Origin of the sequence: Paraburkholderia diazotrophica (genome assembly GCF_900108945.1) — a bacterium.
Classification (GTDB): Bacteria; Pseudomonadota; Gammaproteobacteria; order Burkholderiales; family Burkholderiaceae; genus Paraburkholderia; species Paraburkholderia diazotrophica.
The window spans coordinates 1-15,897 of record NZ_FNYE01000042.1 but is presented as its reverse complement, the minus strand read 5'-3'; the positions used below and the strand labels follow the sequence as shown (position 1 = coordinate 15,897).

At 59.5% G+C, this 15,897-nt stretch carries 16 protein-coding genes; 9 read left to right on the top strand and 7 right to left on the bottom strand.

Features of this window, described 5'->3' with window-relative positions; genetic code table 11:
* Positions 1-45: 45 nt before the first annotated feature.
* The 6 genes from BMW76_RS33410 (at position 46) to BMW76_RS33385 (ending at position 6,566) form a co-directional block, all read left to right on the top strand.
* Complete coding sequence (locus BMW76_RS33410) at positions 46-543, top strand: MarR family winged helix-turn-helix transcriptional regulator (protein WP_090873052.1); 498 nt, start codon at positions 46-48, stop codon at positions 541-543.
* Positions 544-703: 160 nt separating this feature from the next.
* A complete protein-coding gene (locus BMW76_RS33405) occupies positions 704-2,083 on the top strand; it encodes an acyl-CoA reductase (protein ID WP_245763484.1) in 1,380 nt (459 codons plus the stop codon).
* Entirely contained in the window at positions 2,083-3,468 is a 1,386-nt protein-coding gene (locus BMW76_RS33400) for a hypothetical protein (RefSeq protein WP_090873048.1), read from the top strand. The genes BMW76_RS33405 and BMW76_RS33400 overlap by 1 nt, the downstream gene beginning before the upstream one ends.
* 37 nt (positions 3,469-3,505) lie before the next feature.
* Positions 3,506-4,357 carry an oxidoreductase gene (locus BMW76_RS33395; protein WP_090873046.1) on the top strand — a complete coding sequence of 284 codons (852 nt, stop codon included), beginning with the start codon at positions 3,506-3,508 and terminating at the stop codon, positions 4,355-4,357.
* A gap of 31 nt (positions 4,358-4,388) precedes the next feature.
* Positions 4,389-5,753 carry a phenylacetate--CoA ligase family protein gene (locus BMW76_RS33390; RefSeq protein ID WP_090873044.1) on the top strand — a complete coding sequence of 455 codons (1,365 nt, stop codon included), beginning with the start codon at positions 4,389-4,391 and terminating at the stop codon, positions 5,751-5,753.
* Positions 5,754-5,855: 102 nt separating this feature from the next.
* Positions 5,856-6,566, top strand: coding sequence for a TetR/AcrR family transcriptional regulator (locus BMW76_RS33385; protein WP_090873042.1), 711 nt, complete (start codon positions 5,856-5,858; stop codon positions 6,564-6,566).
* 32 nt (positions 6,567-6,598) lie between these two features.
* On the opposite strand, the gene BMW76_RS33380 is transcribed toward BMW76_RS33385, so the two are convergent.
* Positions 6,599-7,069 carry a PaaI family thioesterase gene (locus BMW76_RS33380; protein ID WP_090873040.1) on the bottom strand — a complete coding sequence of 157 codons (471 nt, stop codon included), beginning with the start codon at positions 7,067-7,069 and terminating at the stop codon, positions 6,599-6,601.
* A 102-nt stretch (positions 7,070-7,171) separates the two neighbouring features.
* Here BMW76_RS33380 and BMW76_RS33375 point away from each other — a divergent pair, with 102 nt between their 5' ends.
* Positions 7,172-8,323 carry an NADH:flavin oxidoreductase gene (locus tag BMW76_RS33375; RefSeq protein WP_090873038.1) on the top strand — a complete coding sequence of 384 codons (1,152 nt, stop codon included), beginning with the start codon at positions 7,172-7,174 and terminating at the stop codon, positions 8,321-8,323.
* A 63-nt stretch (positions 8,324-8,386) separates the two neighbouring features.
* Here BMW76_RS33375 and BMW76_RS33370 read toward each other — a convergent pair whose 3' ends face one another.
* From BMW76_RS33370 to BMW76_RS33360, 3 genes are all read right to left on the bottom strand, one after another.
* Positions 8,387-9,082, bottom strand: a complete 696-nt coding sequence (locus tag BMW76_RS33370; protein WP_090873036.1) for an SDR family NAD(P)-dependent oxidoreductase — start codon at positions 9,080-9,082, stop codon at positions 8,387-8,389.
* 62 nt (positions 9,083-9,144) lie between these two features.
* Positions 9,145-9,939 (bottom strand): enoyl-CoA hydratase/isomerase family protein, encoded by a 795-nt coding sequence (locus BMW76_RS33365; protein ID WP_090873035.1) that lies wholly within the window; start codon positions 9,937-9,939, stop codon positions 9,145-9,147.
* A gap of 136 nt (positions 9,940-10,075) precedes the next feature.
* Positions 10,076-11,272 carry an amidohydrolase family protein gene (locus BMW76_RS33360; protein ID WP_090873033.1) on the bottom strand — a complete coding sequence of 399 codons (1,197 nt, stop codon included), beginning with the start codon at positions 11,270-11,272 and terminating at the stop codon, positions 10,076-10,078.
* Positions 11,273-11,584: 312 nt separating this feature from the next.
* Between BMW76_RS33360 and BMW76_RS33355 the strand changes: the two genes are divergently transcribed.
* Positions 11,585-12,934, top strand: coding sequence for an MFS transporter (locus BMW76_RS33355; protein ID WP_090873031.1), 1,350 nt, complete (start codon positions 11,585-11,587; stop codon positions 12,932-12,934).
* A 104-nt stretch (positions 12,935-13,038) separates the two neighbouring features.
* Here the strand turns inward: BMW76_RS33355 and BMW76_RS33350 are convergent, their stop codons facing one another.
* Entirely contained in the window at positions 13,039-13,845 is an 807-nt protein-coding gene (locus tag BMW76_RS33350) for an IclR family transcriptional regulator (protein ID WP_245763483.1), read from the bottom strand.
* Positions 13,846-14,079: 234 nt separating this feature from the next.
* Between BMW76_RS33350 and BMW76_RS33345 the strand changes: the two genes are divergently transcribed.
* On the top strand, positions 14,080-14,844 hold the full coding sequence (locus tag BMW76_RS33345) for an SDR family NAD(P)-dependent oxidoreductase (protein ID WP_090873027.1): 765 nt from the start codon (positions 14,080-14,082) through the stop codon (positions 14,842-14,844).
* Here the strand turns inward: BMW76_RS33345 and BMW76_RS40670 are convergent.
* Entirely contained in the window at positions 14,833-15,279 is a 447-nt protein-coding gene (locus BMW76_RS40670) for a hypothetical protein (RefSeq protein WP_143062389.1), read from the bottom strand. The two genes, BMW76_RS33345 and BMW76_RS40670, sit on opposite strands and share 12 nt — an antisense overlap.
* 333 nt (positions 15,280-15,612) lie before the next feature.
* Positions 15,613-15,897 (bottom strand): NAD(P)(+) transhydrogenase (Re/Si-specific) subunit beta (locus BMW76_RS33340; protein WP_143062388.1); only part of this gene is annotated, 285 nt, incomplete at its 5' end.

Below are 15,897 nucleotides of genomic sequence, written 5' to 3'. Positions count from 1 at the left end.
CATATAGTTGCATTCAATTGCAGATACTTTTTTGGCAGGCACCTGATGAACCTCGTTGACTCACCTGGTCTGGCCCATGACTTCGCCGGTGCAGAGCCAGCCAGAATGCTTGCCCCGGAGGAATACCGAACGGAAGAAAGCGTGGCCTTCAAGATGAATCAGGTTCACCTTCTGCTGGGGAGCGAAATCGACCGGAAGCTCGCCGCCAGCGGGCTTTCCGCTCTCCAGTGGGGCATTCTGAAAGCGCTCTACGACGAGCGCGCACGCACGCCCACCGCGCTTTGCCGCATCCTTCTCGCGGACAGTGGCGCGATGACCCGCAAGCTGGACTCTCTCGAGAAGCGCGGATTGATCGAGCGAATCCGAAGCATTTCCGATAGACGCAGCGTCGAACTCGGATTGACGGCAAATGGCTGTCAATTGCTCCGCAAGACCCTGCCGCACATCGTCGAAACGAGCAACCGTCAGCTTTTCGGCTTCACGATGGACGAAGTCGCAACCGTCAAACGTCTTCTCGAGCGAATGATCGTCAACCTGAGTTGAAACGGCGACGGCCATGGCCGAATTGGGCGGCGAACCGCCAAAGCTCAACGCTTACCTCAATTGAAAAAAGGAACTCTTCATGGAGCACACCGAAACAACCGCAAGGCCAAGCGAGACGCCGACGCAAGCGTCGGTTTCCGCGCCGCTGCCAGTTCCGCATGTGTATCGCGGCCGCATGATCACCGGAAACGCAACTAAGCACGTATCGCGAGATCTCGGTCAGGGTTTCTGCACGCCGAAGGTCGAACTGGATGACCTCGTCTGGCCGCGCGCCGAGTCAGGACCTGCGTTTGATGTGCCCGTCGAGCAAATCGTGGATTTCCTCGTCGAGCTCGGTCCTCGCCTGCATCTCGATGTCAATCCGCTCATGCAGGCCGCGCTTGAATCGATGATCCAGGTGAGTCCCCTCGGACGCCGGATTCTTGAGAACTGTTATCGGGACATTCCTAACCTGTTTTTGCGCGAGGTAATCGAGGACGAGTTGCGTGTGAGCCTTGGCGACGCGAGGCTCGTCGACGGCTGGGTGGAACGTACACTGCGCGGTCGCCCAAGCCGTCTGCGCGCATTCCCGCCAAGGCTCGTTCATATTCTGGCGGGCAACTCGCCGATGGTTGCGGCCATGACCGTCATGCGCGCCGCGCTGACGAAAGGCGTGCACTTGCTCAAGCTGCCGTCGAATGACCTGTTTACGGCCACCGCGATTCTGCGCACGATGGCCGAAATCGATCCGAACCATCCCGTCACGCAGTCCTTTTCCGCCGCTTACTGGCGCGGGGGCGACGAAAACGTCGAGTCCATTCTCTATCGCCCGCAGTACTTCGACAAGATCGTCGTTTGGGGCGGCGATAGCGCGGTACGTCATGTGATGCGCTACGCGGGACCGGGTCTGGAACTGGTTGCCTTCGACCCCAAGGTGTCCATATCACTGATAGGCCGCGAGGCCTTCAGCTCCGACGAGGTTCTGCGTGAGGTCGCGCGGGCGGGCGCCGCCGATGTGCTGTCGTTCAACCAGGACGCGTGCAACGCCAGCCGCTATCAGTTCATCGAGGGCGATGAAGACGAAGCCGACCGCTACTGCGAGCAACTCGCTCTCGCACTCGGCGAGGATTACCGCTATGGCGACGGACAGGGACCGCTGGTGCCGAATGACATTCGCGAGGCTGTGGACGTATTGCGCGAGATTGAGCCGCTTTACCGCGTGTTCGGTGGCTATGACGGCAAAGGGCTCGTCATTCGCTCGGACGAAATGGTTGACTTCCATCCGATCTGCAAGACCGTCAACGTCGTTCCGGTGGGCAGTTTGCGCGACGGGGCGCGCTACGCGACTGTCGCAACGCAAACCGTAGGGATTTATCCGCCGCATCGGGTAACCGAGGTGCGCGATGCCCTTGCATGCGCAGGCGTACAGCGCATGGTCGCATTGGGCGAGTCGATTTCAGATGGAGTCGGCGGCTACCCTCATGACGGCATGTTCCCGATTCACCGATTCATGAAATGGGTCTCGGAGGAATCGGGTCCGAACCAGGAGGAGACGCGATAATGAATGCCCTTTCTTCCCTTCTGCAACTTACGGATCATCAGGACCCCTTTCGCAACGCGCCTGATAACCTCCATGCCGTTCAACTGCAAGCCGTACGGGAGCGCTTCGCGCAGCGCCGTCAACAGATTCGCATTCTCGAAAAGCGGGCCGGCGAGGCCGGCGTAACGGAACTGGAAACGCTGGACGACGCAGTTCCGTTGCTATTCGCCGACGCCGTTTACAAGAGCTATCCCGATTCGTTCATCGAAAGTGGCAAATGGCGTCACCTCACGGCATGGCTTCAAACCCTTACGACGAATAAGATCGATGGGCTCGACTATAGCAAGATCCACGATCTCGACGGCTGGATCAACGAGCTGCGCCGCAACGGCCATTATGTGATGAGCTCGAGCGGCACCTCGGGCAAGCAGTCGTTCATCTACCAGAGTGAAACAGATCGTGAACTGGGCTGGCGTCTGCTCGACCAGGGCATTCGCTGGGCGGCGAGCGGCATGCGCGATCGGTCACGTCGCTATCCCGCTTACCTTTTGACGCCCTCTTCCGGTTCCTACACCGGCACGGAACGCATGGCTAAATTCGCCGACTCGATTGCCCTTCCCGGCGATATTCACTACATGTCGGATGTGCCGCAAAGCGCCGCCCAGACCACACGCATGGCCCGCATGCGGCGGGCGATCGCGGACGGCACCGCGCTGCCCAGCGAAATCGAAGCCTTCCAGAACGAGAATCGTGAACGCACCGAGCGCGTGCAAGCCGACTTCCGGCGCTTCATCGATGAGTTGCTCGAGCGGCGCCGCGAACCGATGTTCATCATGGGCATGATGGGCATGCTTTACCAGATCGTCGCTACGGCGCGCGAACGAGGCATTCCCGACGGCGATTTTCACCCCGAGACGATCATCAGCATCGGCGGCGGCAAGAAGGGCGCGAATTTACCGGAAGATTTCCAGCAGCAGTGCGCACGCTTCTTCAATTTCAACGCGACCAATTTCAACGATGGCTACGGCATGGGCGAAGTATCGGGGTTCTGCCCGTGGTTCCATGAAACGAAGGCGTGGACAGTGCCCCCGTGGCTCGTCCCGCTCGTGCTCGACTCCACCGGCGAGCGGCTGCTGAATCCGCGTGACGGAAAAGGTGTCGTCGAAGGACGGCTCGCGATGATCGACCTGCTTGCCGATGGCCGCTGGGGCGGTGTCATCAGCGGGGACAAGGTCACCGTGGAATTCGGCCACGGCATCGACGGCGTGCGAACGCCCATCATCCGGGACGTGGTGCGCTACAAGGATCTTCCGGGCGGCGACGACAAGCTGTCGTGCGCCGGAACGATCGATGCCTATGTTCGCGGAGAGATTGCGGATATGACCGAAGCTCGTACTGCCAAATGAGCCAATTCTTCCTAACACTATTCAGACCTATTCAACTATGACTGCGCAAACGACACATCCAGCCGTGTGGTTCATCACGGGCGTTTCGTCCGGCTTCGGCCGGTCCCTTGCGGAAACAGTCCTCGCCCGCGGCGACAAGGTAGTGGGCACCGTGCGTAACGACGCGCAGATAGCGCCGTTCGAAAGTCTCGCGCCCGGGCGCGCCTATGGCGTGTTGCTCGATGTCACCGACACCGCGTCGGTGCCCCGCGCTGTCGAGCAGGCCCTTAGCCGTGCGGGCGCAATCGACGTTCTCGTGAACAATGCCGGCTACGGCCTGTTCGGCGCACTCGAAGAGGTTTCCGACACGGAAGCACGCCAGCTATTCGATACCAACGTGTTTGGCACGGTCAGCGTGATCCGCGCCGTGCTGCCCTATTTTCGCGAGCGAAAGCGAGGACACATCGTGAACTTCTCCTCGGTAGCCGGCGTAATGGGTATAGCGGGTTGCAGCTTCTATTGCGCCTCGAAACATGCGATCGAAGGACTGTCTGAATCGCTGTCACGAGAACTGAAGCCGTTCGGGATTCACGTGACCATCGTTGAACCCGGCGGTTTCCGCACGAATTTCGCGGGCGGCTCACTGAAATGGAGCGAGGTCGAATCACCTGCCTATGCTGACACCGTGGGAAAGATGCGCCAGATGATGAGTGGCTATCACGGCACGCAGGCGGGAGATCCAGCCAAGGCCGCCGCAGCCGTCGTGCGTGCGGTGTCCGCAGAGAACCCGCCGTTGCGGTTGCCGCTCGGCCCGGATGCCGTCGACGTCGTCCGAAAGAAGCTCGCGTCCGTACAGGACAATCTTGAAGCGTGGCTCGACGTGTCGAGCTCCACTGACTTTGATCGCTAACGCCGCAGAAGATAGTTGCTCGGGAGACGACATGTCCGCACTGGACCCATTTTACGCAATGCTTCGCGGTGACGCCGATCCGTTTCGCACTCACCCTAAAGAACTTCGCGAGCTTCAGCTCGCCGCCATGAAAGAGCGTTTCGCCGAACGCCGTAACCAGATCAGGCTGCTGCGCCGCCGAGCGGACGATATGGGCGTTGAAACCATTAACCGCCACGCGGACATGGTTCCTCTCCTGTTCGCGCATCAGATCTACAAGAGCTATCCCGAGCAATTCATCGACAACGGTCGCTGGAAGCATCTGGCGGCCTGGCTGCAGACGCTTTCGAGCGCCCCAGTGAGCGACGTCGATATGACGGGAGTGGAGGACGTCGACGCATGGATGGGTCGGTTGCGCGAAGGGGGACACTACGTGTTTAGCTCGAGCGGCACATCCGGGAAATGCAGCTTCATCAACCAGACACGAGCCGATCTCGAGAACGTCACCGAGTCCTGTGTGAAACTTGGCATTCACGGTAACGAACTGATCCGCCGTGATTTCGGCAAGCGCCCGGTATTCCTGATGATGCCGCCTGCTGGCGCGCATCGTCATATCGAGCCTGTACTTGGGGCTGCAAAGCGACTCGGCGCCGAAAGCACGCTGATGTTCGACGAACCGGTGCTTGCTTCTGCAACGATCTCGATGGGCCGCATGCGTCGCGCAATCGCCGACGGTTCCGCCAAACCCAGCGAAGTCGCGGCTTTCCAGGAGCATGCGGTGGCGCGCCAGCGCCACACCGGCGCGATGATCGACAGTTTTCTCGACAAGCTGACGGCGCAGCGCGACGTTCCTGTTCTCGTGCAGGGAAACTGGTCGCTGCACTGGACACTCGTGGAGCGCGCGCGCCAGCGCGGTATCACCGATGGAATCTGCCACCCCGACACCGTAATCACGACCGGCGGTGGATTGAAGGGCACCTCGGCACCTGCCGATTATCGGGAGCAGATCATACGCTTCTATGGCATTCGCCCGGAAAACGTCCAGAACAGCTATGGCATGTCCGAAATGATCGGGACCGGTCCCTGGTCGGAAGTCGCGCAGGGCTACGCAATCTGCCCCTGGATCGTTCCATTCGTGCTCGACAAGACCGGAGAGCAACTACTGAATCCGTCCGATGGCCGCGGCCTTGTGGAGGGCCGCTTCGCGTTTTTCGATCTGCTTGCCGAGGGATACTGGGGCGGCTTCATTACCGGCGACAAAGTCACAGTGGACTTCTCACCGGCGGGGAACACCGACGGCCTCCAAGGACCGCTAGTCAGGCAAGTTGGCCGCTATGCCGACCTCGAGGAAGGTGAAGACAAGCTCTCTTGCGCGGGCACGATGGAGTCTTACGTACGTGGAATGATCAACGTTTGATTCCAGCCGCGAGCACTTCGAGCCCCAGGGGGCGCCATTATTGGCGCCCCCTGGGGCTCGTTAGTATACTGATGCCCTAATTCCGTCATCAAATGCTCAACGATGTCCAAACCTCTGGCAGTTCAGGCTCCCGACAGAGCCTCGCGGCTCGCTGCGGCGGGCAAACCTCGAACGGCCGGCCGGCCCACCCACGACGACGCGCTACAGTTGCGTGAGCGGTTGCTCGACGCCGCGAAATCGGTCTTCATGAGGGAAGGTTTTGGCGCCGCGAGGGTCGAAGAAATCGCATCGCTGGCCGGTGTCAGCAAAACGACCGTTTACCGCCAGTTCGGCACAAAGGAAGAACTTTTTCGCGCTATCGTCTGGCGCGGGATGGCGGACCTGCGAGGCAAGATCGCTCAGCACCTGGAACCCGGCCGCGACTTTTCGACGAACCTGGCATCCCTTATCGATGCACTCGTCGAACACATGGCAATACCGGACAGCATGCACACGTCACGCATGGTCATTGGCGAGGCAATACGGTTCCCAGACGTCGCGAGGCAGTTTCTGCAGTTCGTCGTGACGATGCTGGAGCCGCTCACGGGCGTTCTGGAAGCCGCAGCGGCGAATGGAATGATCGACATCGACGATCCCGCGACTGCGGCACGCGATCTCCTGACGCTGGTCACTGGCGCCCCGGAAGTGCACCTCGCGATCCAAACTACGCGCGTAGAACGTAAGCGTCGGGCCGAGCGGATTCACCGGATTCTGTTGACGGCGTGGAAGTATCGGGCGACGCTGGACAAAGCTCGAGTCAGGTCGATGCCGTAACGTTTGCCGCGCCCCCGTGCCTCGCCTGCATACTAGCTGCCGGTTTCCCCCATCACCTGGAACTGCCCGGATGCTTGTGCGATGCACCTCGCATTGGCCCAGATCTGGCAGTCCGAGAAAATCACCCGTTTTCCGGAACGCAGAACGTCGACATGGGCTTCCACCCAGTCACCCGGTTCTGCGTTGCCCATGAAATTGACCGTCAAGCCCGTCGTCAAGACCTTCACGGCGGGTTGACGCGAATACTTGCTTGCCCACGTAATGGCTGTATCCGCCAGCATGCAAACGGCGCCGCCGTGCATCATCTGGCCGAGGTTTCGATGCGCTTCGCGCACGTACATGCCGATGACGTGCCCGCGCTCGCTCTTGCGAAAGTACGTAGGACCGAACATCTGGTGAAAAGGGCCAAACTCCGGCATCAATGCAAAGCCCTCGGGAATGGGCTTTTCCCTTTCCTCTGCAAGTTCGTCTACCACCAGTGCGTGTGCTTGTTCCAACGCCATCCTCCTCTTGAGCGCCGCAGTTCACCGGCGCCAATAATTTCTTTTTCATCAGCAAGACATAGCGTATCATTATTCGCACACAAGTCAACTATCTGAATGCGCATGGATACCGGATCGCTCTTTACGCCCCTCGCTGTTCGAGGCGTCACGCTTGCAAACCGAATCGTCATGTCACCCATGACTCGCGGTTTTTCGCCCAACGGACTGCCCGGCAGTGACGTCGCGGCCTACTACAAGCGGCGCGCGCAGGGCGAGACAGGCCTCATCATCACGGAAGGTGTCGGTGTCGATCATCCGGCGGCGCTCGGCGAAGCCGGACTCGGCGAGAATTCGATTCCCGTACTCGCCGGAGAACAATCGGTTGCCGCGTGGCGGCGAGTGACGGACGAAGTTCATGCAAGTGGCGGAATCATCTTTCCTCAGCTGTGGCATATGGGGCCGATGAAAGAGGCGAATACTGGCCCCTTCCCCGCCGCCTCGCCACTGCGCCCATCGGGACTGTGGGGGCCATCTGGACGCACAACCTCGCTCAACGCTGGCTACATGGAACGGGTCATGCCACCAACCCGGCCAATGACCGACACTGAGATCGCGGATGTCATCGCTGCCTACGGTCGAAGCGCGCGCTTTGCGAAGGCCGCCGGATTCGACGGCATCGCCATTCACGGAGCCCACGGCTATCTGATCGATGCATTCCTTTGGGCCGAGACCAATCAACGCACGGACGGATGGGGTAAGAATCTCGCGGCACGCAGCCGCTTTGCCGTCGAAATCGTGCGCGCAATACGCGAAGCGATCGGCGATACGATGCCGATTACGTTCCGCTTTTCACAGTGGAAACAGCAGGATTTCCGCGCGCGCCTCGCCAACGATCCGCATGAACTCGAACAGATCCTCGCACCGCTCGCGGACGCCGGCATCGACATCTTCGAGGCGAGCACCCGTTATTTCAATCGCGCGGAATTTCCGGGCTCGGAGATGAATCTCGCAGGCTGGGTAAAGAAAGTGACCGGCCGGCTTTCTATGGCGGTGGGCGGAATCGGAATTAATAAGGGTTACTATGATTCAATGGCGGGAGTTGAAACATCTGCGCAGCCCGACCTTACACCGCTGCTGGATCGCTTCTCACGCAACGAGTTCGACCTTGTTGGCGTAGGACGTTCGCTTTTGCATGATCCGAACTGGGCTCGGCGTGCTCGCCTTGGCGAACCGTTTCTCGGTTTCAGCAACGATTCGCTCGCACGCCTCACCTGAAATGAATCTTGCAGTTGGCGCCTTTGCATCAGGCGTCAACTGCTGTTGGCGGCGCGCGAATTCTCAGTTGCGCCCGGTGACGGGAATCAACGCACCGGTTACCCCAGATGCGGCGTCTGACGCGAGAAAAAGAATTACGTTGGCGATTTCCTCGGGCCGTACCCAACGTGAAAAGTCTGCGTCGGGCATGTCCTTCCTGTTTTGCGGCGTATCGATAATACCCGGCAAGATCGCGTTGACGGTGATTGAACGATCCTTAAGCTCTTCGGCTAGCGCTTCTGTCAAACGCATCACCCCCGATTTCGACGCCGTGTACGCACCCATCCCCATCCCCGCCTTGAGTGCAGCGCCAGCGCCGATGTTGACGATGCGGCCGCCCCGCGCACCGTCAGCAAGATAGTCGAGTGCCGCTTTCGATGCCGTGGCCGCAGTGCGCACGTTCATCTGGTACATCAGATCCCAGGTGTCGAGGCTACCGTCGGCCAACGTCTCCCAGCGAAATCCCCCTGCTACATTGACGACTGCATCGAGCTTGCCAAGCTGCTCGACGGCCGCTGCCATCGCCGATTGCGCCGCGTCAAGATCGGCAAGTTCGACGCCGCCGCGCCACCACGCCGCGTTGAGTTGCGCCGCATTCGCATCATCTGGAGCAGGCGCCTTGTCGAGCAGCGCGACCTTCCAGCCATTTTCGGAAAATACTCGGCCCACCGCGCGTCCCAATGTGCCGAAGCCACCGGTTACCACCACTACCCGTTGCATGTCGGATCACTCCCTCGCAGCGCCCGGCGCTGGCATTCGCCCCGCGCCCGACGCGAAAAAAATCAACGTCCCTTGAAAACCGGCTCACGCTTCTCGCGAAACGCATTGACCGCTTCTTGATGGTCTTCCGTCAAATTCGACAGCGCCTCGTAGGCGATCGATGCATCGAGAATCGAATGCGCGAGTTGCTTGAGTCCGATGTTGATTGAAGCCTTCGTCCATTGAATCGCGCGCGCGGCTCCGTTCGCCAGCCGCCTCGCCATGGCATCGACAACGGCATCGAGCTCGTCGGCCGGCACGGCATGGTTGATAAGACCCAGGCGCGCCGCCTCTTCCGCGGTCACGAGGTCTCCCGTCAGGAGATATTCCTTCGCCTTCGCGTAGCCCACGAGCTGCGGCCAGATCACCGCGCCACCATCGCCCGCCACGAAACCGACTTTCACGTGCGGATCGCCAATCTTTGCGTGATTGGCCGCGTAGCTCAGATCCGAGAACAGCGCGATCGTCGCGCCAAGGCCAATTGCATGACCATTGATCTTCGCGATGACCGGCTTCGGGCAATCGAGCATCGAAAAGACGATTTTCTTTGCGCGCTGCATGCCCTCGAGAAACAACGCCGGGTTGTCGATGACCTGCTGCATATGCTCAATATCGCCGCCCGCGCTGAATGCGCGCCCGGCGCCCGTCAGCACCACGACGCGCGTCTCGGCGTCCTCCGCGACATCGAGAAAGAGCCGCGACATCTCGATATCCATCTGCTCGTCAAAAGCGTTCAACGTTTCGGGACGGTTGAGCGTGACGGTGAGAACGCCGCCATCGCGTTCGAGCAATAGCGCCTTATAGTCCGAAATATTCATGACCAACCTGTTCACAATGGAGAAATCGAGCGGGACGGCAAAACCGCCTGCCGTCTTCGCCGCCCGCTATATTCGCCCCGCCGCGGAAAATGCGGGGCGCAATTCCCGCCGTACCCGGCGTCCCGCGCGACTTCGATCACACGTGCAGTGGAATGAACCTGCGGCCGTTGTCGTACATGATCTTGCGCGTGTCTTCTTCAGTGAGCTCGGTGCACGCTTCCGACGCGAAGTCCTTCGGTTCCGGCACGCCTTCCGCGTGCGGATAGTCGGAGCCCATCAACAGGAAGTCCGACGAACCCGTTTGAGCGATGATCTGGCCAATGTCGTCTTCAGGATACGCGACCACAAACACGTTTTCCTTGAAGATCTGGCTCGGGCGCTTCTTCAGTTGACCGCACGGCCAGTAACCATTCTTCGCCATGCCCCGGCACTTGTCCATTTTCACGAGCAGCGAAGGCACCCATTCGGCACCGTTTTCCGCACTGCATAGCTTCACGCGCGGGAAACGCTCGAAGAAGTTGTAGAAGATGAACGACGACAGCGTTTCCATCACCGGCCGCTCGCCGTATCCGTGCATCCAGACAAATGCGGTTTGACGCTGGCGCGACTGCTGCACCGGCTCGCCCCACACCGCCATGTGATCCTTCATGTAGATCGCTTCCGACACGTGGAACGTGACACGCACGCCCGCTTCGTTGAGGATCGACCAGAACGGATCGAAGTACGGGTCCGCCGGCGAGCGGCCATTGAACGGCCCCATCGGCATCAGGATTACGCGGACACCGTTCGCCACCAGCCATTTGGCCTCGGCGACAGCCGCGTCGAGATCGTCGAGCGTCACGACCGGCGTCGTGTAGATGCGGTCCTTGTAATTGAAGCCCCAATCGTCGAGCATCCACTGGTTATACGCATGCAACACCGCATTTGCCGCGACGGGCTCATTGAGGTAGGAAATGCACGCGACCATTTCGCCGATGTACATCGTGCAGGCTTCCACGCCGAATTCGTCCATCTTCTTCAGGCGTGCGTCGCGATTGAACATGTCCGGTGTCGGGGGAACACGCATGTCGACGTTATCCTTGCCGTCCTTCATTGCGCGCAGCCATTCATGCAGCTTGCCCGGCGGCGGCACGTGCCCCTCGGCCGAGGTGTAGCCCTCGCTGATTTCCACCTTGCGGTCACCGACATACATGCAGCGGTTGCCGTCCGCCGTGACACGGCTGGTGAATGACCAGTCCTTCTTGAATTTCTCGGGCAAGTGACGGCTGTACGCGTCCTCGACTTCGTAGAAGTGCGTGTCGGCGTCGTAGATTTTCCCTTCATACGCTTGCATGAACTCTCTCCTGATTGTTGGGGGGAGCGCTGCTGAACGTGCGCCCTTGAGAGAAGTATCGGCTCAAGCCATCAGCCAAAAAACTCTCATATCGAAGCTAGAAACGTCGATATCGATTTGATATCGGTCGACGCCCTTGCCATTCCTGAAGTTCGCGTAATACTCTTCAGAAAAATCAAAAAGTTGAACATAGTTCGTATATAAGTATACTCGATACGATACTTGCAACTGGAGACGTTTATGCAAGCTGAAGTCCTCTCACAGCAGGCACACCGAGCGCAACCCGTAGCAGGGGCGCCCCGCGGGTTCACGATGGCGATCCTGCTGGCCGCAGTGGCAGCCTCGTCTGGCATCACTGTTATCTATACGGTGCTGGTCACGCTCTACAAAGCCTTCCCTGCCTCGAACTCTGTGAGCTGGACCGTTACCGCATACTGGCTCGGCTCGGCCATCTTTGCTGCTGTGAGCGGGCGGCTCGGTGACCTGCTGGGCTACCGTCGCATTCTGCTCTCGGTGATGTCGGTTGCTGCCGCCGGCGCGGTCGTCGCCGCGTGTGCAACGCACGTCGGCATGCTCGTCGCGGGGTGCGCGATGCAATCGATCGCGGCAGGCATTACGCCGCTCTCCATCGGACTGGTTCGCGAGAACCTGCCACCTGCCAGACTGCCTGCCGCGGTGGGACTGATCAGTGCTGCAGGCATGGTATCGGCGGGGCTGATCTACATTTGCGCGGGCGTCGTCGTGGACCACTATTCGTGGCAAGGCGGCTTCTGGTTCAAAGTCGCGCTTTGCGTCGTGGCAGTCGTTGCAGTACGCGCGTGGACGCCGCCGTCGCCTCAGCACCCCGGCGTACGGATCGACTACGTTCGGGGCCTTGCGTTCGCTCCAGCACTTTGCGCCATCCTCTTCGCGGTACAGCAGATCCGCACGTGGGGCCTTGGCGATCCGCGACTATGGGGCTTGCTCGTTGGCGGGATGGTCGTGCTCGGCCTCTGGGGACGCCATCAACTCAAGACGCGTCATCCGCTCATCAATGTGCGCCTCCTGAAAACACGAGAAGTCGCTTTGGCGAATGCGTGCATGGCATTTCTCGCGGCTGGCGCCATGCAACTGGGACAGGTTTTCTCGCTGCTTGCCCAGCAGCCTGCCGGCACGCATGCCGGATTCGGGCTGAGCGCAACAGCAGCTGGATTGCTGATGTTCAGCATCAACATCATCGCACTGGTCGCGAGCCCGTGGAGCGGCCGCGTTGCGACCCGCTACAAGGCACGTCGCGCTGCCTTGATCGGCATGATCATACTGGCGCTTGCCTGGGCCTCGCTGATCGTCCTTCATCGCAGCCTGCTGCTCTTCGTTCCAGGTGCGGTCTTGTGCTCGTTCGGGCTCGCCTTCGCGAGCACGGCGCTGTACAACCAGATCGTGGAAACAACGCCCGCGCATCAGACAGGCGAGGCAACGGGCATGCTCTACGTCTTCTTCTCGTGTTTCTTCGCGGTAGGCGCCCAAGCGGTATTCGCGCTGCTGCGCGGCGCGGCGGCGGGACATGATGGTGCGTCGTTTCCCGCCGACAGTGGCTATGTTTCGGTATTCGTCTACATCGCCTGCAGTTCGATTGTCGGACTGCTGATCGCTTCCATGCTGCCGAAGCGCCACACCTACTGATCGTCGTTGCGACCGATCCGTTTCACGTAGCTCTGACTCTGTTTCAACTAAACCACGACCGCCAGATATTGAAGCACATGCCTCAATATCTGGCAGGCTGCCAATCACTCCTCTTCGGCTTGACCTAATGCGGATGCGCGCTGGGCCACCCTGATCATATTCTGCTCGAGCCGCAGACGTTCGCGGTCGAACCGCTCGAGTGGCGCACCAATCGCCATCGCCGCAATCACGTTACCGTTCGGCCCGAAGATCGGAGATGACACACCTGCAGAGTCCGGCAGCAATTCGCCGCGGCTCACTGACAGGCCGCTTTCGAGGATGTGATCGAGCTCGTCACGCAGCGCCTTCTTCGACGCGATCGTCTGGGGCGTGCGGCGCTCGAATTTGACCGTCTTCATGTAGTCGGTAACGAAAGCGTCCGGTGCATGGGCCAGCAGCACGCGCCCTGCAGCCGTGCAATAGAGCGGGCGGCGCAAACCGATATGCATCGAATAGCGCACGGATTGCTCGCTCTCGATCACGTCGACATAGGTGATCTCTTTGTGCTCGACGTCGAGAACACCGATATACACCGTTTCATTGGTGCTCTTCGAGAGATCGGCCAGGAACGGGCGCAGCATCTTCGAGAAATTCCACGCGGCCATCACACCTGCGGACAACCGGAAGATCGACGGCCCCAGGCGATAGCGGCCTGCGTCGTGCATCAAAAACCCTTCCGCCACTAGAGGTCTCAGCAGATTGAGCAGGCTGCTCTTCGGCGACTCCAGGGCGACATTCAGTTCTGCCAGCGACATTCCTTCGGGAGACTTCGCCAGCACATCGAAAATTCCGAGGAGCCGGGTCAGCGAGCGCGGCCCGCTGACATCCCTGTCCGCCGGCGCTGAGGTCTCTTTCAACATGATTTTCCCCATGAATTGACTCTATAGATTATACGGGAACTATTCACATAGTTTTACAACGATCACAATCTGGCACACTTTCGCGCCACCTGAATTCGGGAATACGCCAGGGCGCCTCCTGATCCAGGTTGATATATAGTTGAACGATGTTCATAAAATTGGACGCTGGAGCAGCGCTTTCAGGATCATCGATGTGGCACGCTCCCGTGTCGAACAGCAACATCAACTTTCACTTCTGGATCACCCATGTACACGAAAAAGCTGGCAGAGAAGGTCGCCATCGTGACGGGAGGCGGGCAAGGCGTTGGACTCGGCATCGCCCGCGCGCTCGCCACCGAGGGCGCGAGTCTGGTGCTGACTGGCCGCACGGAAAGCAAACTCAAGCAGGCTGCGGAGCAATTGAGCGCCCTCAGGCCGCAAGTGCTCGTCGTGCCTGGTGATACGCGTAATCGTGCCGATGCCGTGCGCACGGTCGAACTTGCCGTCGAGCGATTCGGACGCGTGGACGCGCTTATCAACAACGCACAAAGCAGCAACCCCGGTGTGCCGCTCGAGTCCGTTACCGACGATGACTGGAGCAACACGCTCGAGTCGGGCTTGTACGGCACTCTGTATTTCATGCAGGCCGCATTGCCACAGATGAAGGCACAGGGCCGCGGCGCCATCGTCAACTTCGGCTCACGCACCGGCATTGAAGGTCTCAAGGGATTCGGCGCGTACGCCGCAACCAAGGAGGGCATTCGTGGGCTTTCACGTGTTGCTGCGCGCGAATGGGGCCTCTATGGCATTACTGTCAACGTCATTTGCCCAGCAGCGCTCACGCCAGCCGCTGAAGCCTACCTCGAAGCCAATCCCCAGGAACGCACTCGCTATCTCTCTGAAATTGCACTTGGCCGCTTCGGCGATCCTGAGCGCGATATTGGACGAACAGTTGCATTTCTGTGTAGTGACGACGCTAATTTCATAACAGGGCAGACTATCAGTGTGGATGGCGGACAGTCAATGCTTTAGTGCGTCTTTTTGAACACAGTGCAGTATATGAAACGAAAAGTTGCATTTTTCGACAATCGCGAAGAATTTAATTGAACTAATAGTTGCATTATAGGGAGCCTCGATCCGAGGGAGAGTTCGCACCAGGCGTGTACCGCGACGATCGAGGGTGATCGGGTATTTCTCCTCCGGCACACTTTGCGAGAGCGTGTGGAGTTTGGCCTTGGCTGCGGGACACCGAGCCAAGGCGTTTTTTTCGCCGTTATGTTTTGAATTTTCCGAGGAGCACCGACGCCCAGACTCGCGCGAGTCCGTAAAGCAATCAACGGATTTTGAGCGATGGCCGGGACGTTGCGCACCGCGATAGAGCGAATCGGCCATTCGGTTGCGAATCGCCAGAACTTCGAGTACGTGTACGTTGAGGTACACGCGCAGACCTGCCGAGCGGTCCCTCATGTGCAACGCCGGACCAGCGGCCCGGGGTTGCACTAGCGGTTCAAGCGGGTTGTGGAAATTGTGATCTGATCCTGCTTGTCAAGAAATCAATTAAAACCATTCCGATGTGAAGAACGGCAAGTGCACGTCCATCCAATCGAATCCGCTGGGGCAGACCGCCCATGCCCACTGAGGTGACTTTCCACCGCGGTGGGCAGCGTCCGATCGTTGAGGCAGACGTGAATTATTCGGATCATCCTTTCCCGCATCGACATACTCGACTTCTGCGTCGTTCGTACCTACGATACCGCTGTTGCTTTTCTCAGTCGTCATGATTCGCCCTTTAGCCGCCGCCTATTCCACCGTCTTCACCATGTCTTCGATCACCTTTTTCGCATCGCCGAAGACCATCATCGTCTTGTCCATGTAGAAGAGATCGTTGTCGAGACCGGCGTAACCCGCCGCCATCGAACGCTTGTTGACGATCACCGTGCGCGCCTTGTACGCCTCGATGATCGGCATGCCCGCGATCGGCGACTTCGGATCGTTCTTCGCGGCCGGGTTCACCACGTCGTTCGCGCCGAGCACCAGCACCACGTCGACCTGGCCGAACTCGCCGTTGATGTCCTCCATCTCGTG

Coding starts and splice junctions, on each gene's coding strand:
- BMW76_RS33395 (WP_090873046.1), top strand. CDS start 3,506: ATGACTGCGCAAACGACACATCCAGCCGTGTGGTTCATCACGGGCGTT.
- BMW76_RS33390 (WP_090873044.1), top strand. CDS start 4,389: ATGTCCGCACTGGACCCATTTTACGCAATGCTTCGCGGTGACGCCGAT.
- BMW76_RS33400 (WP_090873048.1), top strand. CDS start 2,083: ATGAATGCCCTTTCTTCCCTTCTGCAACTTACGGATCATCAGGACCCC.
- BMW76_RS40670 (WP_143062389.1), bottom strand. CDS start 15,279: ATGAGGGACCGCTCGGCAGGTCTGCGCGTGTACCTCAACGTACACGTA.
- BMW76_RS33360 (WP_090873033.1), bottom strand. CDS start 11,272: ATGCAAGCGTATGAAGGGAAAATCTACGACGCCGACACGCACTTCTAC.
- BMW76_RS33380 (WP_090873040.1), bottom strand. CDS start 7,069: ATGGCGTTGGAACAAGCACACGCACTGGTGGTAGACGAACTTGCAGAG.
- BMW76_RS33365 (WP_090873035.1), bottom strand. CDS start 9,939: ATGAATATTTCGGACTATAAGGCGCTATTGCTCGAACGCGATGGCGGC.
- BMW76_RS33370 (WP_090873036.1), bottom strand. CDS start 9,082: ATGCAACGGGTAGTGGTGGTAACCGGTGGCTTCGGCACATTGGGACGC.
- BMW76_RS33375 (WP_090873038.1), top strand. CDS start 7,172: ATGGATACCGGATCGCTCTTTACGCCCCTCGCTGTTCGAGGCGTCACG.
- BMW76_RS33350 (WP_245763483.1), bottom strand. CDS start 13,845: ATGGGGAAAATCATGTTGAAAGAGACCTCAGCGCCGGCGGACAGGGAT.
- BMW76_RS33345 (WP_090873027.1), top strand. CDS start 14,080: ATGTACACGAAAAAGCTGGCAGAGAAGGTCGCCATCGTGACGGGAGGC.
- BMW76_RS33385 (WP_090873042.1), top strand. CDS start 5,856: ATGTCCAAACCTCTGGCAGTTCAGGCTCCCGACAGAGCCTCGCGGCTC.
- BMW76_RS33410 (WP_090873052.1), top strand. CDS start 46: ATGAACCTCGTTGACTCACCTGGTCTGGCCCATGACTTCGCCGGTGCA.
- BMW76_RS33355 (WP_090873031.1), top strand. CDS start 11,585: ATGGCGATCCTGCTGGCCGCAGTGGCAGCCTCGTCTGGCATCACTGTT.